Source organism: Streptomyces sp. NPDC001980 (genome assembly GCF_040296885.1).
GTDB lineage: Bacteria > Actinomycetota > Actinomycetes > Streptomycetales > Streptomycetaceae > Streptomyces.
The window spans coordinates 56,221-82,527 of the sequence record NZ_JBEOYD010000006.1; the positions used below are offsets into that span (position 1 = coordinate 56,221).

Annotated in this window: 21 protein-coding genes; 7 read left to right on the forward strand and 14 right to left on the reverse strand. The window is 68.5% G+C overall.

Annotation, left to right across the window (positions count from 1 at the left end; translation table 11 throughout):
* Positions 1–14: 14 nt before the first annotated feature.
* The 7 genes from trxA to ABT137_RS11165 all read right to left on the reverse strand — a co-directional run bounded on the left by trxA (position 15) and on the right by ABT137_RS11165 (position 9,875).
* Positions 15–347: a thioredoxin gene (gene trxA, locus ABT137_RS11135; protein WP_351705955.1), complete on the reverse strand. Its 333-nt coding sequence runs from the start codon at positions 345–347 to the stop codon at positions 15–17.
* A gap of 49 nt (positions 348–396) precedes the next feature.
* Entirely contained in the window at positions 397–1,365 is a 969-nt protein-coding gene (trxB, locus tag ABT137_RS11140) for a thioredoxin-disulfide reductase (protein ID WP_351705958.1), read from the reverse strand.
* Between the two features lie 194 nt (positions 1,366–1,559).
* Complete coding sequence (locus ABT137_RS11145) at positions 1,560–2,453, reverse strand: anti-sigma factor family protein (RefSeq protein ID WP_351705960.1); 894 nt, start codon at positions 2,451–2,453, stop codon at positions 1,560–1,562.
* Complete coding sequence (sigM, locus tag ABT137_RS11150) at positions 2,450–3,175, reverse strand: RNA polymerase sigma factor SigM (protein ID WP_351705963.1); 726 nt, start codon at positions 3,173–3,175, stop codon at positions 2,450–2,452. Before sigM ends, ABT137_RS11145 begins: the two co-directional genes overlap by 4 nt.
* A gap of 35 nt (positions 3,176–3,210) precedes the next feature.
* Positions 3,211–4,935, reverse strand: coding sequence for a protein kinase family protein (locus ABT137_RS11155; RefSeq protein WP_351705966.1), 1,725 nt, complete (start codon positions 4,933–4,935; stop codon positions 3,211–3,213).
* A 118-nt stretch (positions 4,936–5,053) separates the two neighbouring features.
* A complete protein-coding gene (gene murJ / locus ABT137_RS11160) occupies positions 5,054–7,375 on the reverse strand; it encodes a murein biosynthesis integral membrane protein MurJ (RefSeq protein WP_351705969.1) in 2,322 nt (773 codons plus the stop codon).
* 46 nt (positions 7,376–7,421) lie between these two features.
* Positions 7,422–9,875 (reverse strand): DUF6049 family protein, encoded by a 2,454-nt coding sequence (locus ABT137_RS11165; protein WP_351705972.1) that lies wholly within the window; start codon positions 9,873–9,875, stop codon positions 7,422–7,424.
* 288 nt (positions 9,876–10,163) lie between these two features.
* Between ABT137_RS11165 and ABT137_RS11170 the strand changes: the two genes are divergently transcribed.
* Complete coding sequence (locus ABT137_RS11170; protein ID WP_351705975.1) at positions 10,164–11,606, forward strand: CCA tRNA nucleotidyltransferase; 1,443 nt, start codon at positions 10,164–10,166, stop codon at positions 11,604–11,606.
* 89 nt (positions 11,607–11,695) lie between these two features.
* On the opposite strand, the gene ABT137_RS11175 is transcribed toward ABT137_RS11170, so the two are convergent.
* From ABT137_RS11175 to ABT137_RS11185, 3 genes are all read right to left on the reverse strand, one after another.
* Entirely contained in the window at positions 11,696–12,991 is a 1,296-nt protein-coding gene (locus ABT137_RS11175) for an MFS transporter (RefSeq protein WP_351705978.1), read from the reverse strand.
* A 139-nt stretch (positions 12,992–13,130) separates the two neighbouring features.
* A complete protein-coding gene (locus ABT137_RS11180; protein WP_351705981.1) occupies positions 13,131–14,213 on the reverse strand; it encodes an inositol-3-phosphate synthase in 1,083 nt (360 codons plus the stop codon).
* 43 nt (positions 14,214–14,256) lie between these two features.
* A complete protein-coding gene (locus ABT137_RS11185; RefSeq protein ID WP_351491802.1) occupies positions 14,257–14,940 on the reverse strand; it encodes a PadR family transcriptional regulator in 684 nt (227 codons plus the stop codon).
* 362 nt (positions 14,941–15,302) lie between these two features.
* On the opposite strand from ABT137_RS11185, the gene ABT137_RS11190 reads away from it, so the two are divergent.
* Together ABT137_RS11190 and ABT137_RS11195 are read left to right on the forward strand one after the other, a co-directional pair.
* Positions 15,303–17,948 carry a transglycosylase domain-containing protein gene (locus tag ABT137_RS11190; protein ID WP_351705984.1) on the forward strand — a complete coding sequence of 882 codons (2,646 nt, stop codon included), beginning with the start codon at positions 15,303–15,305 and terminating at the stop codon, positions 17,946–17,948.
* 131 nt (positions 17,949–18,079) lie between these two features.
* Positions 18,080–19,579 carry a glycosyltransferase family 87 protein gene (locus tag ABT137_RS11195; protein ID WP_351705986.1) on the forward strand — a complete coding sequence of 500 codons (1,500 nt, stop codon included), beginning with the start codon at positions 18,080–18,082 and terminating at the stop codon, positions 19,577–19,579.
* A gap of 110 nt (positions 19,580–19,689) precedes the next feature.
* Here ABT137_RS11195 and ABT137_RS11200 read toward each other — a convergent pair whose 3' ends face one another.
* The 3 genes from ABT137_RS11200 to ABT137_RS11210 all read right to left on the reverse strand — a co-directional run bounded on the left by ABT137_RS11200 (position 19,690) and on the right by ABT137_RS11210 (position 22,392).
* Entirely contained in the window at positions 19,690–20,721 is a 1,032-nt protein-coding gene (locus tag ABT137_RS11200; protein ID WP_093500866.1) for an alanine racemase, read from the reverse strand.
* Positions 20,722–20,805: 84 nt separating this feature from the next.
* Complete coding sequence (locus ABT137_RS11205) at positions 20,806–21,927, reverse strand: lipid II:glycine glycyltransferase FemX (RefSeq protein ID WP_351705990.1); 1,122 nt, start codon at positions 21,925–21,927, stop codon at positions 20,806–20,808.
* A gap of 162 nt (positions 21,928–22,089) precedes the next feature.
* On the reverse strand, positions 22,090–22,392 hold the full coding sequence (locus tag ABT137_RS11210) for a hypothetical protein (protein WP_351705993.1): 303 nt from the start codon (positions 22,390–22,392) through the stop codon (positions 22,090–22,092).
* A 263-nt stretch (positions 22,393–22,655) separates the two neighbouring features.
* Here ABT137_RS11210 and rpsF point away from each other — a divergent pair, with 263 nt between their 5' ends.
* The 4 genes from rpsF (at position 22,656) to rplI (ending at position 24,376) form a co-directional block, all read left to right on the forward strand.
* Positions 22,656–22,946 (forward strand): 30S ribosomal protein S6, encoded by a 291-nt coding sequence (gene rpsF, locus ABT137_RS11215; protein WP_093500872.1) that lies wholly within the window; start codon positions 22,656–22,658, stop codon positions 22,944–22,946.
* Between the two features lie 77 nt (positions 22,947–23,023).
* Positions 23,024–23,626, forward strand: a complete 603-nt coding sequence (locus ABT137_RS11220) for a single-stranded DNA-binding protein (protein WP_351705996.1) — start codon at positions 23,024–23,026, stop codon at positions 23,624–23,626.
* Between the two features lie 48 nt (positions 23,627–23,674).
* On the forward strand, positions 23,675–23,911 hold the full coding sequence (gene rpsR, locus ABT137_RS11225; RefSeq protein WP_003949403.1) for a 30S ribosomal protein S18: 237 nt from the start codon (positions 23,675–23,677) through the stop codon (positions 23,909–23,911).
* An 18-nt stretch (positions 23,912–23,929) separates the two neighbouring features.
* A complete protein-coding gene (rplI, locus tag ABT137_RS11230; protein ID WP_184967858.1) occupies positions 23,930–24,376 on the forward strand; it encodes a 50S ribosomal protein L9 in 447 nt (148 codons plus the stop codon).
* 164 nt (positions 24,377–24,540) lie between these two features.
* Here rplI and ABT137_RS11235 read toward each other — a convergent pair whose 3' ends face one another.
* Positions 24,541–25,878, reverse strand: a complete 1,338-nt coding sequence (locus ABT137_RS11235; RefSeq protein WP_351705999.1) for an MATE family efflux transporter — start codon at positions 25,876–25,878, stop codon at positions 24,541–24,543.
* Between the last annotated feature and the right edge of the window lie 429 nt (positions 25,879–26,307).

Genomic DNA, 26,307 nt, shown 5'->3' on the forward strand with positions numbered 1-26,307 from the left:
TTTCACGTGAAACATCACTCGGTGATGAAGTCCTCAAGGTCGCGGACGAGCGCGGCCTTCGGCTTGGCACCGACGATGGTCTTGGCGACCTCGCCACCCTGGTAGACGTTCAGGGTCGGGATCGACATGACGCCGTACTTGGCCGCCGTGTTCGGGTTCTCGTCGATGTTCAGCTTGACGATCTCGATCTTCTCGCCGTGCTCGGCGGCGATCGCCTCAAGCGACGGGGCGATCTGGCGGCACGGGCCGCACCACTCGGCCCAGAAGTCCACCAGGACGGGCTTGTCGCTCTTGAGGACGACCTCTTCGAAGTCGGCGTCGGTCACATGCTTCAGAGTGCCGGCCACGGCGGGCTCCTTTACTTGATCGTGCGGTGGTGGGGCGGAAGGGGAAAGGTCAGACGGCGGTCTTCTCGGGCTCGGCCTTTTCCTCGTCCGCGAGGGCGGAGAGGAAACGCTCGGCGTCGAGAGCAGCGGAGCAGCCGGTACCGGCCGCGGTGATCGCCTGGCGGTAGGTGTGGTCCACCACGTCACCGGCGGCGAACACCCCCGTCACGTTGGTGTGCGTCGAGGGCGAGGCGACCTTGAGGTAGCCCTCCTCATCGAGGTCCAGCTGACCCTTGAAGAGCTCGGTTCGCGGGTCGTGGCCGATCGCGATGAACAGACCGGTCACCGGCAGGTCGGAGAGCTCGCCGGTCTTGACGTTGCGCAGCTTCAGACCGGCCAGCTTCTGCTCGCCCTGAACCTCGGCGATCTCACTGTCCCAGGCGAACTTGATCTTCGGGTCGGCGAAGGCGCGCTCCTGCATCGCCTTGGAGGCGCGCAGGGTGTTCCGGCGGTGGACGATCGTCACGGACTTGGCGAACCGGGAGAGGAAGGTGGCTTCCTCCATCGCGGTGTCGCCGCCGCCGATCACGGCGATGTCCTGGTCCTTGAAGAAGAACCCGTCACAGGTGGCGCACCAGGAGACGCCGCGCCCGGAGAGGGCGTCCTCGTTCGGCAGACCGAGCTTGCGGTGCTGGGAGCCGGTGGTGACGATGACGGCCTTCGCCTTGTGGACCGTGCCGGCGGTGTCGGTGACGGTCTTGATCTCACCAGTCAGATCGACGGAGACGACATCGTCCGGAATCAGCTCGGCACCGAAGCGCTCAGCCTGCGCCCGCATGTTGTCCATGAGCTCGGGGCCCATGATGCCGTCGCGGAAGCCCGGGAAGTTCTCCACCTCGGTGGTGTTCATGAGGGCACCGCCCGCGGTGACGGCCCCCTCGAACACCAGGGGCTTCAGCGACGCGCGCGCGGTGTAGAGCGCCGCCGTGTAGCCGGCGGGCCCGGAGCCGATGATGATCACGTTACGGACGTCGCTCACGGCTTGATTCCTCGTCTCTGGTCTACGTCATTCGACCGGTGGGAGCTCCCGTCAGAAGCTCTCACCCCACCCAACGGATCCTAAGGGGCGCGCATTCCCGGTGTGTCCGGGCACACGGGCATCCCACACCGTACGGATTTCCACGCTGGGGCGAGACGATGCGTTCCCCCTCTGAGGCCATCGAGGAGGGAGGCTCAGGGATGCGTCAGGGACTCCGTCAGGAGGACCTTGCCGGGGGAGGCGGACCCCTTGCTGTCGCAGGACGCGTCGACGACGTATGCCGTCACCTTGGAGGCATCGGAGGCGTCGGGGAGTACGACGAGGTAGGCGTCCTTCCCCTCGTATGTCCCCTTTTTCGCGCCGAGGGCAAGGTCAGTCTGGCTGATGCCCTGGCGGACGCATACAGGCACCTGCGTCGTGGGCTGGAGCTTGATCCTCGGGCTTTGGGTCGAGCTCGGCTGGCCGGTGTCCTGGGACTCGACGTTGAAGGGCTTCTGGGAGCCCCGCTGCGTGTTCGTCTTCGTGCCGAGGAGGTCCTTCACCTGACCCTGAAGGGTGTTCTTGGAGAAGGCCCCGGCGGAGTCCGTCGGCTTGCTCTGAGCCGTCGTGGTTCCGTCGCCGCCGAGGGACTGGAGGAAGAAGGAACCGGCGCCGAGAACGGCGGCGGTGAAGACCGCGCCGAGGACGGCCGTGCGGCGGCGTCGGCCGCGGTCACGTCCGCGGTCCTTGCGGCCGGGACCGGCGGAGGCACTCGGTCGCCCGGCGGGCCGGTCCCCCGAGGACGACATCTCGCGGGGCGATGTTTCACGTGAAACATGAGCCACGGGTGCCGTTGCGTCGAGTAGAGCTTCGGCGGCGAGCGCGGCGTCGATCCGTCCCGCGACATCGGCCGGCATGCGCGGCGGATCCGGCAGATCGCCCAGCAGACCCCGGATCTCCTCCAGCGAGGCGTGGACGTCGGTGCAGAGCTCGCACCCGTCCAGGTGCTGTCGTACTTCCTCCGTCCGAGCGGGTGGGAGCAGACCCTCGGTGAGGTCGGAGATCTCCGCGACATCCGGGTGTCCGGTCGTGTCTGTCGTCGAAGTCATGCTCGCCCACCTCCGCCCTTCACTGCGGCTGAATCACTCGGCCCGGTGGCCTGTGGGCCCCGATCCTGAGGCCCCGCTGCGGGTGGGACGGATGTCCCCTCCGCCCGGTTCCGTGCCGGGTCCGGGTCGTTCTCGTCACCGGTGTTTTCCGGCCGTAGATGAGTGAGCAGAGGGAGGAGTCTGGCTCTGCCGCGAGCGCAGCGGCTCTTCACCGTCCCTGTGGGGACATCGAGGATCCGGGCAGCTTCGGCCACCGGATAGCCCTGCATGTCGACCAGGACGAGGGCGGCGCGCTGGTCGTGGGGCAGGGTGCCGAGGGCTTCCAGGAGCTGGCGGTGCAGATCGTTCCGCTCGGCCGGAGCGGAGGCCGATTCATGCGGCTCCAGGAGTTGCTCCAGCCGCTCGGTGTCGTCGACGGGGGCGGTCTTGCGGGAGGCCGCCTTGCGGGCGCGGTCGAGGCAGGCGTTGACCGTGATCCGGTGCAGCCACGTTGTGACGGCCGACTGGCCTCGGAAGGTGTGGGCGGCCCTGTAGGCGGACACGAGGGCGTCCTGGACGGCGTCAGCGGCCTCCTCGCGGTCCCCCAGGGTCCGCAGGGCGACCGCCCAGAGCCGGTCCCGGTGCCGTCGCACGATCTCACCGAAGGCATCGGGGTCGCCTTCCACATGGCGGGCGAGCAGATCCTGGTCGCTCACTCCGCCGTATCCGGCGCCTTCCGCCATCTGCCCCCTCCGCCTTCGGTGCCGCCGGTGAGACGTCAGCCGGTGAACTTCACCTCGGTGACGGCCTGCTTGTAGCCGGCCTGTGCGTACGCGTCGGGATCCGCGCCCGAATTCGGCACGGCGGTGATCCACATGAGCACGAACTGGCTCTTCACCTTCTTGCTGACCTTCACCGTGGCGGTGTTCCCGGTGGTGGTGACGCTGCCGATCTTCGTCATCGAGCTGATCGATCCCGGGTTCAGCGAGTCGGCGGCGTACAGCGCGACCGTTGTGTGATCGCCAGAGTAGCGAAGGGAGATGGTTCCCGTGGCGAGTTCCTTGGCGGAGCCCAGGTCGTAGACGATTCCCACACCCGGCTTGTACGGAGCCAGCTCCGGTCCGCTCACGAAGGTGTTCGTCCTCCAGTACGTCGAGGTGCTGCCGTCGTACGTCTTCTTGACGTCGTTCGGATGCTGGGCCTCGCCCGTGGCGACGTACTCCTGCGCGTTCTGGATCTTTATCGCGGCGGCGGGCGCCGAGCTGGCGTTGTTCTTGTCGCCGTCGTCCGTCGTCTGGGTGTTGGTGGTGTCTCCGCCGGACTTGTCGCCCTGGTGCATCAGGGCGTCCGCGAGCTGCCAGCTGCCCAGGCCAAGGGCGGCGATGAGAAGGGCCGAGACGCCCCACTTCAGCGCCTTGCCGGTGCGGCTCTGCAGCGGTGGCGGCGGGGCCTGGAGCGGCTGCGTCGCGCCGGGCGGCGCGGGACGGCCGTAGGTGCCCTGCTGGTACGTGGTGCGCTGGTACTCGGGCGGTGCCGTGAACGCCGGCTCCGGCGGACGGATGCGGGGCATCTCGCCGATCGCCTTCACCAGCTCCTCCGGCGTGGTGCACGCGGACTCGTGGCGGGAGGCGGTGGCGCCGTCGTTGACCAGAGCCCGCATGGCGAGCTCGGACAGGCCGCGGTGGATGCCGGCACGCACCTGGTCGGGTGCGATCAGACCGACGTCCTTGGGCAGCCCGGCCAGACCGTAGGCGTCGCTCTCGTACGGCCAGCGCTGGGTCAGCGCCGCGTACAGCAAGGCACCGATCGCCTCGGTGTCGGTGCGCTGCGGGGTGTCGGAACTGATGCCGCGCAGCGCCGCGTTCACCGCGAGGCCGCGGATGCGCCACTGCCCGGTGGAGGTGCGCAGCACGGCGTTCGGGTTCAGGCGGAGATGGGCCAGCCCCTCGCGGTGCGCGGCCGCCATGGCGGAGGCGATCTGACTGACCATCTGGTAGGCGTCGTGAGGCTCCAGCGGTCCGGCCGCGAGCAGTGCGGTCAGCTCCGTGGCGTCAGGCAGCCACTCGTGGACGACGTAGACGAGGTCGTTCTCCTCGACGGCGTCCAGGACCTGCACGAAGCGCGGGTCCCCGAGCAGTGCGGCGGAGCGGGCGGCGGCCAGCACCGCACGGGTCCGCGGATGGTCGGCGGGCAGGATGTGGACGCCGACGGCGCGGCGAAGTTTCTCGTCGACCGCACGCCAACTGCTGAATCCGTCCAGACGGGTGACGCACTCCTCAAGACGGTAGCGTCTGGCGAGCTTGTGCCCGCTGTGCAGTTCAGGGGGTGCGGCCTGCTGCTCAGCACCCGCGGCCATGCCGTTTCCCTGTGCTTCGTCGCTGTCCGTGTCCCGCTCCGGGTTCTTGGCCACCCCGTCGGCCGTGGACTGGTCCGCCTTGGCGGTCAGCGGCTTGTCACCGCTGTTGTCTGCCACGTCGACGGCAGCCGTGCTCCGTTCCGCCACCGTCGTTCCTGCCTCCCCATCCGTTGCACGCTGTCCGACGCCGAAACCAATTGTGCCCACAGTCCCCCGCTATGCACGACACGCGGCGGCGAACGATGGTTGTGCGCTTACCCCCGCCTCAGCGCCCCAGACGCCCGCGCACCATACCCACGAGGGAGTTGAGCTCCTCGATGCGCATGCGGCGCGCGGCGACGTAGAAGACGCCGAGCAGGACCGCCCCGCCGGCCAGCAGCGCGGCGAAGGAACCGATCACGCCCTGCCCCAGAGTGTGGCCGATGCCGTAGCAGGCCGCACCACTGACCAGCGCGGCCGGTACAGAGGCGATGCAGAGCCTGGCATAGGTGCGGGTGACCCGGGAGGCGTCCAGGTCGCCGCCGAGCCGCTTGCGCAGCCGCCGCCAGGCCACGCCGACGCCGATCGCGTAGGCCAGGCCGTAGGAGGCGGCCATGCCGGCCACCGCCCAGCGGGCCGGGAGCAGCAGGTAACAGGCGACCGAGGCGCCCGCGTTGACCGCCGCGACGATGACCGTGTTGTAGAAGGGGGTGCGGGTGTCCTCGTAGGCGTAGAAGGCGCGCAGGACGACGTACTGCACCGAGTAGGGGATCAGGCCGAGGGCGAAGGCCATCAGCATGAACCCCATGTTGGTGGCCTCGCTGATGCCCGAGGAACCGAAGATCAGGGTGCACATCGGGATGCCGAGGGCCAGGAAGCCGAAGGAGATGGGGACGATCGCGACGGCGGTCGTCCTGAGGCCCTGGGAGATGTCGTCGCGGACGGCGCCCGTGTCGTTCTCGGCGGCCGAGCGGGAGATCCGCGGCAGCAGGGCGGCCATCAGGGACACCGTGATGATGGCCTGCGGCAGGCCCCAGATCAGCTGGGCGTTGGCGTAGGCGGCGAAGCCGGTGCCGTCGACCGGGGAGCTCTTGCCGGCCGAGGTCGACAGCTGGGAGACGACGAGCGCGCCCGCCTGGTTGGCGAGGACGAACAGCACGGTCCACTTGGCGAGGGTCGCGGCCTTGCCGAGGCCGTGGCCCCGCCAGTCGAAGCGCAGCCGCAGCCGGAACCCGGTCTCGCGGAGGTAGGGGATCATCGCCAGGGCCTGGACCACGAGCCCGAGCAGCACACCGAGGCCGAGCAGCCGCTGGCCCTCAGGCGGGATGGTCGTGACCTTCATGCCGGAGTGTGCGGCGGTGCCGTAGACCCAGATGAACAGGCCGAGGGTGACGATGATGACGATGTTGTTGAGGACCGGGGTCCACATCATCGCGCCGAACTTGCCGCGGGCGTTGAGGATCTGACCCATCACCACGTGGATGCCCATGAAGAAGATCGAGGGCAGGAAGTAGCGGACGAAGGTGATGCCGACCTCGTTGGCCGCCGGGTCGCTGGCGACCGAGTCGGACAGCAGGCGGATCAGGAACGGCGCGGCCGCGATGGTGGCTGCGGTGAGCAGGCCCAGCGCCACCATCACCAGCGTCAGCAGACGGTTCGCGAAGGCCTCGCCGCCGTCCTCGTCCTCCTTCATGGCCCGCACCAGCTGCGGCACGAAGACGGAGTTGAGGCCGCCGCCGACGGTCAGGATGTAGATCATCGTCGGCAGCTGGTAGGCGACCTGGAAGGTGTCGCCGAGCAGACCCACGCCCAGCGCGGAGACGATCAGCGCGGAGCGGACGAAGCCGGTCAGGCGCGAGACCATCGTGCCCGCCGCCATCACGGCACTCGACTTGAGCAGGCCCGCGGCCTTCCCGCTCTTCTTCGCGGGGGCGGGCGCCGGGGCCGCGGCGGGTACGGCACCGAGGTTCAGGGTCTGGTCGACCGCGGCGGTCGGACCAGCCGGTGCCGGCGGTGCCTGGTACGGCGGCACCTGTGCAGGCCCTCCCGGGGCGGCCGCCGGACCCGGCACCGCCGGGGGCTCCGACGGCAGGTGACCGCCGCCCTGCTGCGGATCCCGGTAGCCGTGCTGCTGCTGGTCCTGGTAGCCGCTCTGCTGCTGGTCGCGGAAGAGATGGGCGAAGGCGTCCGGCTCGTGACGCTCCTCACCGGAGTGCGAGACCAGGTCGTCCACGCCCACGAACTGGGTCGTGCGCGGGTCGTCGCCGTACGGCAGGTACTGGCTCGGGCCGTCCGGCTCCGGCGCCGGGGTCTGGGCCCACACGTGCGGGTCGGGGGCGTACGGCGACTGGGCGGGCTGCCCGTACAGCGGCTGCTGCGGGTAGCTGCCCGGAGCAGGCGGGGGGTGTGCGGCACGGTCGTAGAGCGCCTCGGCGACCGGATCCTGGGCAGAGAGGTCGCGCGCCCGGTAGGGGTCCTGGTCGTAGGCGTCCTGGAGGTACATGTCAGCCGCCTGCTGCGGCGGGACCTGGCCGGGCTCCGGCGGCGGCTCGGGGTAGCCCGAACCGGCCGCGCCCTGGCCGCTTTCACCGTCGTACGGCGCGTTCATGGTTACCCCTACCTCATCGTCCCGGGCCCACCGGCCACGACATCGCTCAACGGTCCACTCTCTCACCCGTCTCGGACGGGTCGGCGCTTTCCGATGCGGTGTCCGGTGTCGGGTCACTCGGCTGGTCCGGGTCGTCTTCCCGGGTCCGGGCGACGGACTCCTCCTGGAGACGATCCCCACGGGTGGCGGGGTTCCCCGGCCCGTCGGTGTCCCCGGCGTCCTCCGGGCTCCTGGCCTCCGAGGTGCCGGGAGTCTCCAGGGTGCCGGGAGCTTCCGGGGCGTCGGGAGCGTCCGGAGAGTCCTCGCCCGCTTCGTCGGGGCCGTCGCCCTCCTCGGCCCGGCGGGCGGCCGCCCGCTTGCGCTGGGTGTACATCCGGAAGCCCGCGAGCACCAGCAGCAGCACGCCGCCGCCGATGACCAGCATCACGGTCGGCGTGACCTCGGTGACCTTCACGTCGAACCTGACGGGCGCGCCGTACTCCTGGCCGTCCTCGGTGTAGAGCTGGGCGGTGACCTCGACCCGGCCGTTGGCATTGGCCGAGGTGGAGAACTTCACGGACTGGCTGTGGCCGCCGGAGACCTCGACGGGCTGCTCGTAGTAGGGCTTGCCGCCGATCTCCAGTCGGGTCGGCATGGTCGAGGTGAGCCGCAGGACGAGGTGATCGACACCCTGGACCAGGTTGTTCTGGACGGTCACCGGGATGGTGGCGCTGCGGCCGGAGAGCTTGGTCTCGGACTTGTCGATCAGCTTCACCTGGCCGATGAGGTCGTCGAGCCAGGACTCCACGCTCGTGCGGAAGCTGTCCGCCTCACTGCCGCGGCCCCGCCACGACGTCGACATCTCGCGGTTTATGGCCCGCCCGAAGGGGGTCACCACCCGGGACTCGTCGGTGAGGATCACCTGGAAGTTGTCGAGCTTGTCCTGGGTGCGGGCGATCTGCTCGAAGGCCGTCCGGGGCAGCTCCTGCTTGCGCAGCGAGGACGGGTACGCGGACGACGAGGGGATCTTCGTGGTCGCGCCGGGGTCGGGCTTGGCCTTGGCGGCCGCCTCGAGGTCCTGGGGCTGCGACCAGTTGCTGTCCTGCAGGGCGGTGATCGCCGTCGCCATCGCCTGGGCCTGGCTTGCCGTCGGCATCCGCTGCGGGGCGACGACGATACTGCGCTGCTTGCCGGTCTGGGTGTTCAGCGCGAGGCTCTGGGCGAGGAACTGCTGCACCGCGAGCGTGGCCGAGTCGGCGTGCGTCAGATCGCCCTCGAACGCCGTGGACAGCCGCGCGTCGGCGACCACCGCGGTGGTGCCGCCGCCGATCGGGCGCGCCGCCGAGGGCGTGTAGGTCAGCCCGCCGGTCTCCTGGAGGCTGTCGCTGCGGGCGATCACCTTGTCGGCACCCGCCGAGGTGGCGACCTTGATGATCGAGGGGTCCACGGCGCCGTCCACGGGCCACGCGAAGTCGGTGCTCGGTGTGACATGGAGCACGGTCTTCACCGTGGTGGCGGCAACGTCGGTGGCGTCCTTGAGGTGGCTCAGCGAGCCGGTCACGCTGGTGCCGTTGTGGGCGAGGGAGGCCAGGTCCGGGTCGGCGAAGGGGAGGGCCACCACCTCCTTGTCGGTCACCGCGTCCTGCAGATCGGACAGGAACTGCTTGGCCACCGCCTGATGGGTGCCGGCCGTGGTGGTGTCGCCGGTTCCCTGGATCCGGTAGTTGCGCGTCATCGCGTCCACGGAGGCCAGCAGATCCGGGTCGATCACCCAGGTGACGTCGAGGTCCTTGCCGAGCGCCAGCATCTGGGCCAGCCGGCCGCCGGGCGAGATCTCCTTGGCCAGGTCGTCGTTCTGGAAGACGGGCGTCTGCAACTCGCCGGCGCCCGTCTTCGCCGTCACGTGGACGGTGGAGATCAGCGGCCAGAGATACGTCGTCTTCGTCTTCGTGTCGGCCTCGGAGGACTGCCACGGCAGGAACGTCCGCTGGATGCCGAGGACCTGGTCCCACTGCTGCGCGGAGGTCTTGCCGGACAGCGAGACGCCGAACTGGTACACGCCGTCCTGGCCGAGATCCAGCTTGTCGACCGGCACGGAGATGCTGAAGTGCTCGGCGACCCCCGGAGGGAGCGAGTCGAAGTCCTCGGTGTATTTGTCGCCGACCTCGGTGCCCAGGCCCGACTGGAGGTCCTCGGACTGCCGGGCGGCCGTGTCGATCTCGGAGCGCGTGCTGAGCAGTGAGCCCATCCGCAGGTCCACGTGCGCGTCTGTGACGGCCTGCTTGCCGTTGTTGGTCACCGTGCCGGAGACCGTCAGTGTGTCCCCGTCGCTGGGGGCGCTGGGGCTCAGTGAGTCCAGGGCGACGGACACGGTGTCCGAGCCGGCCGCCTGGGCCGGCGCCGCCGCGGGCAGCTGCATCAGTCCGGCCAGCAGGGGTGCACCCGCGAGCAGTGCCCCGGTGCGCCGCAGCCAGCGGCGGGCAGGTGAGGGCGTCCCCTGGAAGTCTGCCGCCTCGGCCACGCGCTCGTCCGTCCCTCGTCGTCGTCAGTGGTCGTCGGAATGTGCGTCCACGCATGGTAACGAGGTGCGCTGAACGGAAGTGCCGCGGTCTGCTCCCCAAGATCGGGAGAGGAGGTCGGGCTGTCCCCTATATCCAGTATCGTCGGGAGACTCTGTTAAGAGGCGAACGCTGCGCTTGTATGAGTACGGAGTGAGATGTCCCACCCCTCCGCACGGGAGGCTTTCCATGGGGCGCTGCCGGAATATGGAGGCGCTTCGGACCGTCTGGGGCACGTACCCTGTTCTGTTGTGCCGAACGCCAATGAAGACACTCCCACTGTCCTGAGCCAGGCGCAGCAGCGCGCGGTGAGCGAACTGCTGCGGGTGGCGCCCGTCGCCGACGACCTCGCCCGCCGATTCCAGGAGGCCGGGTTCTCCCTTGCCCTGGTCGGTGGCTCGGTTCGGGACGCGTTGCTGGGTCGGCTCGGCAACGACCTGGACTTCACGACCGACGCCCGCCCCGAGGACGTACTGAAGATCGTCCGGCCCTGGGCGGACGCCGTCTGGGAGGTCGGGATCGCCTTCGGCACGGTCGGCGCGCAGAAGCAGGGCTACCAGATCGAGGTCACCACCTACCGCTCCGAGGCCTACGACCGCACCTCCCGCAAGCCGGAGGTGTCGTACGGGGACTCCATCGAGGAGGACCTCGTCCGCCGTGACTTCACGGTCAACGCGATGGCGGTGGCGCTGCCGGAGAAGGAGTTCATCGACCCCCACGGCGGTCTGGAAGACCTCGCACTGCGCGTGCTGCGCACCCCGGGGACGCCCGAGGACTCCTTCTCGGACGACCCGCTGCGGATGATGCGGGCGGCCCGCTTCGCCGCGCAGCTCGACTTCGAGGTGGCCCCCGAGGTCGTCGCGGCGATGAAGGACATGGCCGGCCGTCTGGAGATCGTCTCGGCCGAGCGGGTCCGGGACGAGCTGAACAAGCTGATCCTCTCGGCCCACCCCCGCAAGGGGCTGACCCTGCTCGTCGACACCGGCCTCGCCGACCATGTCCTGCCCGAGCTGCCCGCCCTGCGGCTGGAGAGCGACGAGCACCACCGGCACAAGGACGTCTACGACCACACGCTGATCGTCCTGGAACAGGCCATGGCGCTGGAGGAGAACGGTCCCGACCTCACCCTCCGGCTCGCCGCGCTGCTGCACGACATCGGTAAGCCGCGCACCCGCCGCTTCGAGAACGACGGCCGGGTCTCGTTCCACCACCACGAGGTGGTCGGAGCGAAGATGACCAAGAAGCGCATGACGGGGTTGAAGTACTCCAACGAACTGGTGAAGGACGTCTCGCACCTGGTCGAACTCCATCTGCGCTTCCACGGCTACGGCACCGGGGAGTGGACGGACTCGGCGGTCCGCCGCTACGTCCGTGACGCGGGCTCGCTGCTGGACCGTCTGCACAAGCTCACCCGGTCCGACTGCACCACCCGTAACAAGCGGAGGGCCGCGGCGCTCTCCCGTGCGTATGACGGCTTGGAGCAGCGCATCGCCGAACTCCAGGAGAAGGAGGAGCTCGACGCGATCCGCCCGGACCTCGACGGCAACCAGATCATGGAGATCCTGGGTATCCGCCCCGGCCCGGAGGTCGGCAAGGCCTACAAGCACATGCTGGAGCTTCGGCTGGAGAACGGGCCGATGGGGCATGACGCGGCGGTGACCGCGCTCAAGGAGTGGTGGGCCGAGCAGGGCTGAAGGCGCACAACGGGGTCATGTTTCACGTGAAACATGACCCCGTTGTGACGTAGCGAGGGGCGATGTTTCACGTGAAACATCGCCCCTCTTCACTGCGGGGTTGCGTGATCCTGCTGTGGTCGGCGGTCGTACTCGAAGCGGGCCATGACTGCCGCAACCGCTGCGTAGACGAGGGCGACCGTGATGACGAGGGTCGCGGAGCGGCCGTCCGGCGGAAGCATCAGTGCGGCTACAGCGGCGGCCCCGACGAAGGCGACGTTGAAGAGCACGTCGTAGACGGAGAAGATCCGGCCGCGGAAGCCGTCGTCCACGGACGACTGCACGAGGGTGTCCGTGGCGATCTTCGCGCCCTGGGTGATGAGTCCCAGGACGAAGGCGGCGACGAGCATGGGGACGGTCGTGAACGGGAGGCCCAGGGCCGGCTCCAGTACGGCGGCCGACGCGGCGCACACGACGATCCAGCGGCCGGGGCCGAGCCGCCCCGCGGTCCATGGCGTCACCACGGCGGCGGCGAAGAAGCCGGCGCCGGAGATGCCCAGAGCCAGCCCCAGCAACCCGAGTCCGTCGTCCGGGTCGGAGGAGAGGGCGTACCGGCACAGCATCAGCACCAGGACGAGCAGCGCGCCGTAACAGAAGCGCATCGCCGTCATGCTGACCAGTGCCCAGGCCGCCTCACGGCGGCGCGGTGCGGCGAGATGCCGAATCCCCTCCAGCAGGTCGCGTGCTGTGGTGATCACGGCCGTTCCCAGGCTCGGCTGGGCTGGATGCCGGTCCGGGCCGAGGAGGTCGGGGGCCATGGACAGGGAGGCCAGGGCCGCGCCCAGGTACAGCATGGCGCCCAGCAGCACCACCACGGCATCGGAATCCGAGGCCACCAGCCGTACGGCGAAGGCGAGGCCGCCACCGGCGGTCGCGGCAAGGGTGCCGGCGGTCGGGGTGAGGGAGTTGGCGAGCACCAGCCGGTCGGTGTCGACCACCCGTGGCAGCGCGGCGGACAGACCGGAAAGGACGAAGCGGTTGACGGCCGTGACACACAGGGCGGAGGCGTAGAAGAGCCAGTCGGGGACGTGGCTGACCATGAGGACGGCGGTGGCCGCGGCCAGCAGCGCGCGCAGCAGGTTGCCGTAGAGGAAGATCTGGCGGCGGCGCCAGCGGTCCAGCAGGACGCCGGCGAAGGGTCCCACGAGGGAGTACGGGAGGAGTAGGACGGCCATGGCAGAGGCGATCGCGGCCGGCGAGGTCTGCTTCTCCGGGGAGAAGACGACGTAGGCGGCGAGGGCGACCTGGTAGACGCCGTCGGCCCCTTGGGAGAGCAGGCGTATGACGAGTAGACGGCGGAAGTTCCGCAGGCTCAGCAGGACACGCAGGTCGCGGACGACGGGCATGGGGCACAGCCTCACATATGGGGCCACGCACAGGAGAAGGGTCCCCGGATCGGATGACCCGGGGACCCTCTGAGCCCTGGCAGGAGCGTTTTTTTGCGAGCTTGAGCTGTGGAGCTTCAGCGCCCGGCGGTGTGCCTGGTCAGCGCTCGACGTCGCCGCGGATGAACTTCTCCACGTTCTCGCGGGCCTCGTCGTCGAAGTACTGGACCGGCGGGGACTTCATGAAGTAGCTGGACGCGGAGAGGATCGGGCCGCCGATGCCGCGGTCCTTGGCGATCTTCGCGGCGCGCACGGCGTCGATGATGACACCGGCGGAGTTCGGGGAGTCCCAGACCTCGAGCTTGTACTCCAGGTTCAGCGGGACGTCACCGAAGGCGCGGCCCTCCAGGCGGACGTACGCCCACTTGCGGTCGTCGAGCCAGGCGACGTAGTCGGACGGACCGATGTGGACGTTCTTCTCGCCGAGGTCCCGGTCGGGGATCTGGGAGGTGACGGCCTGCGTCTTGGAGATCTTCTTGGACTCCAGGCGCTCACGCTCCAGCATGTTCTTGAAGTCCATGTTGCCGCCGACGTTCAGCTGCATCGTGCGGTCCAGGATGACGCCCCGGTCCTCGAACAGCTTCGCCATGACGCGGTGCGTGATGGTGGCGCCGACCTGCGACTTGATGTCGTCGCCGACGATCGGCACACCGGCCTCGGTGAACTTGTCCGCCCACTCCTTGGTGCCGGCGATGAAGACCGGGAGGGCGTTGACGAAGGCGACCTTGGCGTCGATGGCGCACTGGGCGTAGAACTTCGCCGCGTCCTCGGAACCGACGGGCAGGTAGCAGACGAGGACGTCGACCTGCTTGTCCTTGAGGATCTGGACGATGTCGACCGGCTCGGCCTCGGACTCCTCGATGGTCTGGCGGTAGTACTTGCCGAGACCGTCGAGGGTGTGGCCGCGCTGGACGGTGACACCGGTGGTGGGCACGTCGCAGATCTTGATGGTGTTGTTCTCGGAGGCGCCGATGGCGTCCGCCAGGTCGAGGCCGACCTTCTTGGCGTCCACGTCGAACGCGGCGACGAACTCCACGTCCTTGACGTGGTAGTCGCCGAACTGCACGTGCATCAGGCCGGGGACCTTGGACGCCGGGTCGGCGTCCTTGTAGTACTCGACGCCCTGCACCAGCGATGCGGCGCAGTTGCCCACGCCGACGATGGCTACGCGAACCGAACCCATTCCGGTTGCTCCCTGTGTGTACGAGTGAGGCCCTGAACGGGTCTCACGTGGCGGTGTCGTCGGACGCATCCGGCCGGAGGGAATCCCCGGACCGGGGCAGGGCGCCCGGCGCTCCATTGGTGGTGTTCTGCTGAGCGGACCCCCCGGAGGCGGAACCCTTCAGGTCCCGCCCGGCCCGCTCGCTCTCGATGAGCTCGTTCAGCCAGCGCACTTCGCGCTCCACGGACTCCATCCCGTGGCGCTGGAGCTCAAGCGTGTAGTCGTCGAGGCGCTCCCGGGTGCGTGCCAGCGAGGCGCGCATCTTCTCCAGGCGCTCCTCCAGCCGGCTGCGGCGGCCCTCCAGCACGCGCATCCGCACATCGCGGGAGGTCTGCCCGAAGAAGGCGAACCGTGCCGCGAAGTGCTCGTCCTCGTACGCGTCGGGGCCGGTCTGGGACAGGAGCTCCTCGAAGTGCTCCTTACCTTCCGCCGTCAACCGGTAGACGATCTTGGCGCGGCGGCCGGCGAGGGGCGCGGCGAGAGCGTCCTCGGCGGTGCTCCCCGGCTCCTCGATCAACCAGCCGTTGGCGACCAGCGTCTTGAGGCAGGGGTAGAGCGTTCCGTAGCTGAAGGCACGGAAGACGCCGAGCGACGTGTTGAGCCGTTTCCGCAGCTCATAGCCGTGCATCGGGGACTCGCGGAGCAGGCCGAGGACGGCGAACTCAAGGATGCCGGAGCGCCGGCTCATGCTCGCCTCCTCTCGTCCGCGGTTCGCTTATCTCGCTCTGATGTATCGACTCGATACATCCCGACGATAGATCGGCTTTCCTCGTGCGACAAGAGGAACGACGGTGAACGGGATCACATCACCGATTCGTTGGAGGCAACTTGCCTGATTTGGGGTGAACTTCGGGGCTCGGCGGGTTTTGGTGGTGCGTAGTCTGTGCGGCATGCACACCACCGGGAACCGAGTGACGCCTGGGGGGCGTCCATGTCCTCGGTGCCGTACGGGTGAATGCAGGACCGACCACATCCGTATTTCGGGGGGACCGGAAATCAGCCGCCGTTCCAGGCGCCCACGGGTGCGCCTGCCCGAGGAGTAATCGTTCGATGAGCGAGCACCGTCGCAAACCGCCGCCGCCGCAGGGAGGCGGACGTGCCGCGGCCCGACGCGGCCAGTCCGAACCGTCCTCCAGCCGCCGCGCGGCACCGCGAGGCGCCACCGGGTCTCCTTCCGACTCCTATGGGTCCAGTTCCTATGGGTCGGACTCGGGCTCGGGAGGTGAGGAGCGCCCGTACGGTGGCCGTGCCGAGGCACGCCGGGCGGCGCAGAGAAGTACGGGAAACAGCAGCCGCCGCAGAGCGGCCGACAACGGAAGCCGCGGTCCGGGTGGTCCTGCCGGGCCAGGGCGTGGCAGAGGCCGGGCGTCGACGGCGCCCGGCAAGAAGCGCCTGATCGACTACCCCAGGGCGAACAGATTCGGCTGGCGTCGCTGGGTCCCCTCCTGGAAACTCGTCTCGGGGCTGTGCATCACCTTCTTCGGCAGCCTGGTCGCGCTGGTCGGTGTCAGCTACGCCATGGTGGGTGTCCCCAGCGAGAACACGGCGGCCCAGTCCCAGAACAACGTCTATTACTGGGCCGACGGCAAGCAGATGGTCGCGACGGGCACCGGCGTCAACCGGCAGAACGTCAACATCGCCGAGATCCCCCAAGCCATGCAGAACGCCGTGATTTCGGCGGAGAACAAGAGCTTCTACACGGACCCGGGCGTCGACTTCAAGGGCATCGCCCGCGCTCTCGTCAACATGGCCCAGGGCGGTGAGACGCAGGGTGGTTCGACGATCACCCAGCAGTTCGTCAAGAACACCTACCTCAGCCAGGACCAGACGCTCACCCGCAAGTTCAAGGAGATGTTCATCTCCATCAAGGTGGGCACCAAGTTCAGCAAGCCGCAGATCCTCCAGGGCTACCTGAACACCTCGTACTTCGGCCGTGGCGCGTACGGCATCCAGGCCGCCGCCCAGACCTACTACGGCGTGGACGCGAAAAACCTCACGCCGAGCCAGTGCGCGGTCCTGGCGGCCCTGCTCAAGGGAGCGACGTACTACGACCCCGCGGGCAACCCGGACATCGACCCCGCGGCCTCCCAGAAGGCCAATTACCAGCGCTCGCACGAGCGCTGGGCCTGGATCCTCGAGGAGATGCACAAGGACCAGCACCTCACCGATGCCGAGTACCAGACGGCCATCAAGAAGTACCCGATGCCCCAGGGCCGCAAGGCGGTCAAGGGCATGACCGGCCAGATCAGCTATCTCGCCGACACGGCCAAGAAGTACGTCCTCGCGCACTCCAACATCACGGAGACGCAGTTCGACCAGGGCGGCTTCCAGATCTACACGACCTTCCAGAAGGACAAGGTCAACGCGCTGAGCACGGCCGTGGAGAAGGTCCAGAAGGCGCGTCTGGACCCGAAGAACCGGGAGAAGGACAAGTACGTCCAGTTCGGTGCCGCGTCGGTGGTGCCCAACGACGGCGCGATCGTCGCCCTGTACGGCGGTGCCGGCTACGAGAACAACCACTTCACCAACAACGCCGACACCTCCGGTGTCCCCGTCGGTTCGACGTGGAAGCCGTTCGTCCTTGCCGCTGCCATGCAGTACGGCACGTACAAGACCTCCCCCGATGGGGTCTCGCCGCTGAGCAAGTACAACGGCAACGACCATCTCAAGGTCATGAACGAGGACGGCACCGCCGTCCTGAACAAGGACGGCTCGACGTTCTTCCAGAACAACGAGAGCAACTATCGCTGGGGGTACATCACCCTGCGCAAGGCGATGGAGCAGTCGATCAACACGCCGTTCGTGCAGCTCGGCTGGGACGTGGGCATGTCGAAGGTACGGGACGTCGCGAGCCGGTCCGGCATTCTGGACAGCAGCTTCGCGACCCTCAACCCGTCCTTCGCACTCGGTACGTCGACTCCGAGCGCGATCCGCATGGCCGACGCCTACTCGACCTTCGCCGCGTCCGGCAAGCACGCCGACCCGTACTCGGTGACCGAGGTCAAGCAGGACGGGCAGCCCTTGCAGGGCTTCAGCAAGCCGAAGGTCACGACGGCGATGCCCGAGAACATCGCGAACAACGTGACGGACACGCTGGAGAACGTCATCCAGAACGGTACGGGTACCAATGCCAAGGCCCTGGGCCGTACGGCGGCGGGCAAGACCGGTACCACCGACAGCAACAAGTCGGCCTGGTTCGTCGGCTACACCCAGCAGCTGGCCACGTCGGTGGCGATGTTCCGCGAGAACCCGAAGGACGCCGAGCTGCTCTCCATGAACGGCACCGCCGGCGTGGCGTCCATCCACGGTGGTGACATCCCGACCTCGGTGTGGACCGAGTACATGGAGTCCGCGCTGAAGGGCAAGAACGACCCCGGCTTCCCGGACGCCACCAAGGTCGGCGAGATCGCTGACGAGGCGGGGGCTCCCTCCCCGACGCCGACCGTCAGCATCACGCCGAGCGAGACGCCCACCGAGACGCCGAGCGCCACCCCCAGCGAGACGGCCACCTCCCCGTCGCCCACGGTGACGGAGACCTGCCAGTTCGCCTGGAACTGCTCGACCGACGGCGGCTCCACCGGCGGTAGTACGTCGGGTACGACGTCCTCGCCGACAGCTACGGAGACGACCAGCGAAGGCGACACCAGAGGCAATGCCAACGGCGGAGGAAACCTCTTCGGCGGATCAACCGGCTAGCCGCGCGGTCTGACCGGCTGGTGACCATTTCGCCCGCCGAAGTCTGTTTCACGTGAAACATGGGCCGCCGCACCCGGCGAGGTGCGGCGGCCCTCGGCGTATTCCTAGGGAGGTACGGCAGGATGGGCCCCATGCCCAGTGCAGAGACGACGCCCGCGGGCGTGCGTGAGCCGGAGCCGGTGCGGCCGACCAGGGAAGACGAGGTCGCCGCGGCCGGGAGTGAGCTGATCGGCGGCCCCATCGGGCGGCGTGCCCTGCTCGGCACGTCCTGGTGGACGCCGCTACGCGTGGTCGTCATCGTGGCGGTCGGGATGTTCGCCCTCGGCATGGTGCAGAAGCTGCCCTGCTACGACAGCGGCTGGTTCTTCGGCGCGAGTTCCCAGTACACCCACGCCTGCTACTCGGACATTCCGCATCTCTACCAGGGGCGCGGTTTCGCCGACGGTCTGGTGCCGTACTTCGACAAGCTCCCGGGCGACATGGACTACCTCGAATACCCGGTGCTGACCGGTGTGTTCATGGAGGTGGCCGCATGGCTCACGCCCGGCAGCGGCAGCATCATGCTCCAGGAGCAGGTGTACTGGTTCGTCAACGCCGGGATGCTGATGCTGTGCGCCGCGGTCATCGCGGTGTGCGTGGTCCGTACGCACCGCCGGCGCCCCTGGGACGGCCTGCTGGTCGCCCTGGCACCTGCCTTCGCCCTGACCGCCACCATCAACTGGGACCTCCTGGCGGTCGCTCTGACGGCCGCGGCGATGCTGATGTGGTCCCGGAGTCGTCCCCTCGCCTTCGGTGTCCTCCTGGGGCTTGCCACGGCCGCCAAGCTGTACCCCGTCTTCCTGCTGGGCCCGCTGTTCCTGCTGTGCTGGCGCGCGGGTAAATGGCGGGAGTTCTTCGTTGCCACCGGCGGTGCGGTGGTCGCCTGGCTCGTCGTGAACCTGCCGGTGATGATCTTCGCCTTCGACGGATGGTCGAAGTTCTACACGTTCAGCCAGGAGCGGGGCGTCGACTTCGGATCCTTCTGGTTGATCTGGGCGCAGAACACGACCACCCCGCCGAGCACCGACGTCGTGAACACCGCGGCCACGGCTCTGGTGCTGCTCTGCTTCCTGGGCATCGCCGCCCTGACCCTCACCGCTCCCCGCCGGCCGCGCTTCGCCCAGCTGGCCTTCCTGGTGGTGGCGGCCTTCATCCTCACCAACAAGGTCTACTCCCCGCAGTACGTGCTGTGGCTGGTGCCGCTGGCGGTCCTCGCCCGGCCCAAGTGGCGGGACTTCCTGATCTGGCAGGCGTGCGAGGTGGCGTACTTCCTGGGGATCTGGATGTACCTCGCGTACACGACCAGCGGGGACGCCCACAAGGGTCTGCCGACCGACGGCTACCACTGGGCCATCGCCGTGCACCTGCTGGGCACGCTCTACCTGTGCGGCATGGTCGTGCGCGACATCCTCATGCCCGAGCGGGACGTGGTGCGCCGCACCGGGGAGGACGATCCGTCCGGCGGGGTGCTGGACGGCGCGGAGGACGTCTTCGTGCTCGGCGCGGCGGCCCGTCCCCCGCGCCACGCGGCCCACTTCGAGGGGCCGCAGGTGGAATGGGGAAGCCGATCCTCCGAGGTCGATTCGCTCTGAGCGAACACCCCAGGTCCTGAACGGCAAAAGGGCCGTACACGGAGTCCGTGTACGGCCCTCTTCCCGTCCTGTGAACGGTCAGGCGGTGCGCTTGTCCATCCTGCGGCCGGTCAGCGGTCCACGATCCGGTCGAACTGGGTCGTGGTGTGCCGCAGATGGGCCACCAGTTCCTCGCCGACCTTCGGCTCCGGGGCGTCCGAGGGCACGAAGAGGATCGACACCTGCATGTGCGGCGGCTCCGCGAACCAGCGCTGTTTGCCGCCCCAGACGAACGGAGAAAGGTTCCGGTTCACCGTGGCCAGGCCGGCCCGTGCGACGCCCTTGGCGCGCGGCATGACGCCGTGCAGGGCCTTCGGGGCCTCCAGGCCCACCCCGTGCGACGTACCGCCCGCCACGACCACCAGGAAGCCGTCCGAGGCCGACTTCTGCTGCCGATAGCCGAACCGGTCGCCCTTGGCGACGCGGGTGACGTCCAGGACCGCCCCACGGTACTCGGTGGCGTCGTGGTCCCCCAGCCACAGCCGGGTGCCGATCCGGGCCCGGAACCGCGTCTGCGGGAACTGCTGCTGCAGCCGGGCGAGTTCGTCGGCCTTGAGGTGGCTGACGAACATCGTGTGCAGCGGCAGCCGGGCCGCGCGCAGCCGGTCCATCCAGCCGATGACCTCCTCGACGGCGTCCGAGCCGTCGGTGCGGTCCAGCGGCAGGTGGATGGCGAAGCCCTCCAGCCGGACGTTCTCTATGGCCGAGTGAAGCTGCGGCAGGTCCTGCTCGCTGATGCCGTGCCGCTTCATCGTGGACATCACCTCGATGACCACGCGGGCACCCACCAGGCCGTACACGCCGTCGATGGACGACACCGAGCGGATGACCCGGTCGGGCAGCGGCACGGGTTCCTCGCCCCGTCGGTACGGGGTCAGCACCAGCAGGTCGCCGCCGAACCAGTCCTTGATGCGCGCGGCTTCATACGTCGTACCGACGGCGAGGATGTCCGAGCCCAGACGCGTGGCCTCTTCCGCCAGGCGCTCGTGCCCGAAGCCGTAGCCGTTGCCCTTGCAGACCGGGACCAGACCCGGGAACTGCTCCTGCACGTGCTTGTGGTGCGCCCGCCAGCGCGCGGTGTCGACGTAGAGCGTGAGCGCCATGGCCGGACCTGGAACCTTTCTGGGTGGCTGGGGAGTGCCAGAGGACTGCGGTGTGTCAGGGCTATAGAAGCACGGAGCGTGACGTCAGCGGCGCGACATGTAGATGTCGAGCGCCTTGTGGAGCAGCTTGTTCAGCGGGAAGTCCCACTCGCCGAGGTACTCGGCGGCCTGGCCACCGGTGCCCACCTTGAACTGGATCAGGCCGAAGAGGTGGTCCGTCTCGTCCAGCGAGTCGGAGATGCCGCGCAGGTCGTAGACGGTGGCGCCGAGCGCGTAGGCGTCGCGCAGCATCCGCCACTGCATGGCGTTCGAGGGCCGCACCTCACGGCCGATGTTGTCGGAGGCGCCGTAGGAGTACCAGACGTGCCCGCCGACGATCAGCATGGTCGCCGCGGACAGGTTGACCCCGTTGTGCCGGGCGAAGTACAGCCGCATCCGGTTGGGGTCCTCGGTGTTGAGGGCCGTCCACATGCGCTCGAAGTACGACAGCGGGCGCGGCCGGAAGTGGTCACGAGCGGCCGTGATCTCGTACAGCCGCTGCCATTCCGCCAGGTCCTGGTAGCCGCCCTGCACGACCTCGACGCCGGCCTTCTCGGCCTTCTTGATGTTGCGCCGCCACAACTGGTTGAAGTTCTTGTGGACCTCTTCCAGGGAACGGTTCGCCAGCGGCACCTGGAAGACATAGCGCGGCTGCACGTCGCCGAAGCCGGCACCGCCGTCCTCGCCCTGCTGCCAGCCCATCCGGCGCAGCTTGTCGGCCACCTCGAAGGCGCGCGGCTCGATGAAGTCGGCCTCGATGTCGCGCAGCCGCTTCACGTCCGGGTTCTGGATGCCCTGCTTGATGGAGTTGGACTCCCAGCGCCGGATGATCACCGGCGGGCCCATCTTCACCGAGAACGCGCCCTGCTGCTTGAGGTGGGCCAGCATCGGCTGGAGCCACTCGTCGAGATTCGGCGCGAACCAGTTGATGACCGGGCCCTCGGGGAGGTAGGCGAGGTAGCGCTTGATCTTGGGCAGCTGGCGGTACAGCACCAGGCCCGCACCGACCATCTCGCCGGTGCGCTCGTCGAACCAGCCGAGGCTCTCCGAACGCCACTCCGCCTTGACATCGGCCCAGGCCGGGACCTGCATGTGGCTAGCCGCCGGCAGGCTCTGGATGTACGCCAGATGCTGTTCGCGGCTGATGGTCCTCAGGGTCAGGCTCATGTCGGGGCGCTCCTCGGGCTGGTGTGTCCCCATGGGTACAGGGGCTCCGGCTCTCGCGCCGAAGCCTACTGCGCCTCGCCCGCGGCCCGACTGGCCGTACGGCACCTACGCCCCGGCTCCTGCCCGGCCGGGGCGTTCCACGGTTGTGCGGGGGCGCCGGACTCAGCCGAACAGGCCGCCGTGCGCCATGCCGATGAAGAAGCCGATGCCCGAGGCACCGAGACCCAGGATCAGACCGAAACGCTCGCGCGTGGTGATCGAGACCCACTGCCCGAACAGACCGGTGACGAGGCCGATCAGGCCGGTCCAGGAGCTGAGCAGGTGCAGGCTGTGGAAGAACGACGTGATGAAGGCGATCAGCCCGAGCGCCAGCGTCACTGCCATCAGCGAGTCCTGGAGCGGATGGGTCTTGCCGTCGGTGGCGAACAGTGATCCGGCGGTGTTGGGTCGCAATGCCTGTGCCATGGAGCACCTCCTGCGGAAGGCGGCGCATCGTAGCGCCGTACACACCCGATGTGTACAGATTGAGGGCCCCGGCCGCCGGATTTCAACCGGAAGCGGGTGTGCGGGTAGTCTGTAGCCTCTGCACCGGTGTCTGCCCAGGCCCTGACCGGGATCCCAGCGGGAACCCCCGAATGTCAGTGGCTGCCGATACCGTTGCGCACGCATCACAACCCTCCTGCCACGGAACGACCGTGGCCGCTGAGTCCAAAGGAGGTGGGTTCCACATGCGTCACTACGAGGTGATGGTCATCCTCGACCCCGATCTGGAGGAGCGCGCTGTCGCCCCCCTGATCGAGAACTTCCTCTCCGTCGTCCGTGAGGGCAACGGAAAGGTCGAGAAGGTCGACACCTGGGGCCGTCGTCGTCTCTCGTACGAGATCAAGAAGAAGCCCGAGGGCATCTACTCGGTCATCGACCTGCAGGCCGAGCCTGTGGTCGTCAAGGAGCTCGACCGCCAGATGAACCTGAACGAGTCGGTCCTCCGGACCAAGGTCCTCCGCCCCGAGACCCACTGAGCTTTCCGCTCAGCCGATCTCGGGATTTCGAGTAGCAGCACAAGCAGCCAGCAGCAAACCCGCCGAGAGGTTCCCCCATGGCAGGCGAGACCGTCATCACGGTCGTCGGCAATCTTGTCGATGACCCCGAGCTGCGCTTCACCCCCTCCGGTGCGGCGGTCGCGAAGTTCCGTGTCGCGTCCACCCCCCGCACCTTCGACCGTCAGACCAACGAGTGGAAGGACGGCGAGAGCCTGTTCCTGACCTGCTCGGTCTGGCGTCAGGCGGCGGAGAACGTCGCGGAGTCGCTCCAGCGAGGCATGCGCGTCATCGTGCAGGGCCGGCTGAAGCAGCGGTCCTACGAGGACCGTGAGGGTGTCAAGCGCACGGTCTACGAGCTGGACGTCGAGGAAGTCGGCGCCAGCCTGCGGAGCGCCACGGCCAAGGTCACCAAGACCGCCGGTGGCGGCGGCCGCGGTGGTCAGGGCGGTTACGGCGGCGGTGGCGGCCAGGGTGGCGGCGGCTGGGGCGGTGGCCCCGGTGGCGGCAACCAGGGCGGCGCCCCCAACGACGACCCCTGGGCTTCCGGCGCTCCCGCCGGTGGCGGCAACCAGGGCGGTGGCGGCGGCTGGGGCGGCGGCTCCGGCTCGGGCTCCGGCTCCGGCGGCGGTGGCGGCTACTCGGACGAGCCTCCCTTCTAAGGGGCAAGGGCTCGTATCCCCACTTCTTGATCACACAGGAGAAACACCATGGCGAAGCCGCCTGTGCGCAAGCCTAAGAAGAAGGTCTGCGCTTTCTGCAAGGACAAGGTCACGTACGTGGACTACAAGGACACGAACATGCTGCGGAAGTTCATTTCCGACCGCGGCAAGATCCGTGCCCGCCGCGTGACCGGCAACTGCACGCAGCACCAGCGTGACGTCGCCACGGCCGTCAAGAACAGCCGTGAGATGGCGCTGCTGCCCTACACCTCCACCGCGCGCTAAGGGAAGGGTGACCGACTAATGAAGATCATCCTGACCCACGAGGTCTCTGGCCTCGGCGCCGCCGGCGACGTCGTCGACGTCAAGGACGGCTACGCACGCAACTACCTGATCCCGCGGAAGTTCGCGATCCGCTGGACCAAGGGTGGCGAGAAGGACGTCGAGCAGATCCGTCGTGCTCGCAAGATCCACGAGATCCAGACCATCGAGCAGGCCAACCAGGTGAAGGCCCAGCTTGAGGGCGTCAAGGTCCGCCTGGCCGTCCGCGCCGGCGACGCCGGCCGCCTCTTCGGTTCCGTCACCCAGGCCGACATCGCTTCGGCGATCAAGGCTGCCGGTGGCCCCGAGGTCGACAAGCGCCGCATCGAGGTCGCTTCGGCGATCAAGACCCTGGGCGCCCACGAGACGTCCGTGCGTCTGCACCCCGAGGTTGCCGCCAAGGTCAACATCGAGGTCGTCGCGGGCTGATGCTGCGCTGAGCAGTAGCTGAACAGGGGCCGCACCCGTGAAGGGTGCGGCCCCTGTCTCTTGGTCGGCTTTCGTGGTCGGCGATGGTGTGGAGTCGCGGGTGTTTCACGTGAAACGTGACAGCCCGCGATGTTTCACGTGAAACCGTCGGCAGCGCACATGGGTCAGCGCGTCGCGCCGGTCACGATCCATCGGCCGGAGCGGGCGCGCAGCCAGAGGGTGAGCATCCGTACGGTCATCATCAGCGTCATGGCTCCCCAGAGCGCCGTGAGTCCGCCGCCGAGGGCGGGGACGAGCAGCGCCACCGGAGTGAAGACCGCGAGCGTGAGGACCATGGCCCCGGCGAGATACGGCCCGTCTCCGGCGCCCATCAGTACGCCGTCGAGGACGAAGACCATGCCGGAGATCGGTTGGGAGAGCGCCACGATGAGCAGTGCGGGTAGCGCTGTGCTCTTCACGGCGGGGTCGCCGGTGAACAACGGGAGGAAGAGCGGTCGGGCGGCGATCACGAGCAGGCCCAGGATCACTCCGGTGGCTATGCCCCACTGCACCATGCGCCGGCAGGCTTCGCGGGCGCCGACGGCATCATCCGCCCCGAGATAGCGGCCGATGACGGCCTGTCCGGCGATCGCGATCGCATCCAGGGCGAAGGCCAGCAGGCTCCACAGGGACAGCACGATCTGGTGGGCGGCGATGTCGGCATCGCCCAGCCGGGCAGCCACTGCGGTGGCGATCATCAGGACGGCCCGCAGCGAGATCGTCCGGACGAGCAGGGGCACGCCGGCCTGTGCCGAGGCCCGTATCCCGGCGGCGTCGGGGCGCAGCGACGCCCCGTGTCTGCGGGCGCCGCGCACGACGACGGTCAGGTAGACCGCTGCCATTCCGCACTGGGCGATGACCGTGCCCCAGGCGGAGCCGGCGATACCCAGTCCGGCCCCGTAGACGAGCGCCGCGTTGAGTCCGGCGTTGGCGATGAACCCCGCTACAGCGACGTACAGCGGTGTGCGGGTGTTCTGGAGGCCGCGCAGGACGCCGGTGGCGGCGAGCACGACCAACATGGCCGGGATGCCCAGGGAGGAGATCCTCAGGTAGGTGGTCGCGTAGGGAGCGGCGGTGGCCGAGGCGCCGAAGACGTCCACGATGCCGGAGGCGAAGGGCAGGACGACGGCGATGACCGCGGCACCGAGCAGCAGTGCCAGCCAGATGCCGTCCATGCCCTGGCGGACGGCCGCCTGGAGGTCGCCCGCACCGACCCGGCGGGCGACCGCGGACGTGGTGGCGTAGGCGAGGAAGACGAAGATGCTCACGGCGGTGGTGAGGAGGGCCGAGGCGATTCCGAGACCGGCGAGTTGTGCGGTGCCGAGATGGCCGACGATCGCGCTGTCGGCCATGACGAAAAGCGGCTCGGCGACGAGTGCGCCGAAGGCCGGGACGGCCAGTGCGATGATCTCTCGGTCGTGCCCCCGGCGGGTGGCCTCGGAGGTCGCGGGAGCCTGTGACATGGGCGCTAATCTAATCGTCCACAGGTAAGTGATGCAAATAAGGAGTGACCCTTACCTATGGTTGCGTGGTCCGCGCCGTCGCGCGTTGTTCGAAGCGATCTTGGCCCGACCGGGAAAGTTTTTCTTCTGCACAGCCGGTGGATGGGAAAAGTGCAGGTCAGACGCTGTTGTGAACAGGGATCGAGGGCTTGTTCACAGGGCTGTCCACCGTGTCGTGCACAGGTTTTGGCGGGTTCTCCACAGCATACGGGCGGTCGTCCACATGGCCTGTGGATAACCAGATTGGCTGACGGTGCCCGCGGGCCTAACGTGGTCCGGCACCCGCTCCTTGTCACGGCCTCGGAAACCTCACAAAACCGACGCGTCCAGAACCGGAATGGGGCGTCCTGGTTGTCAGTGCCGTGCCGTACAAAAGAGGGCATGGCGAGG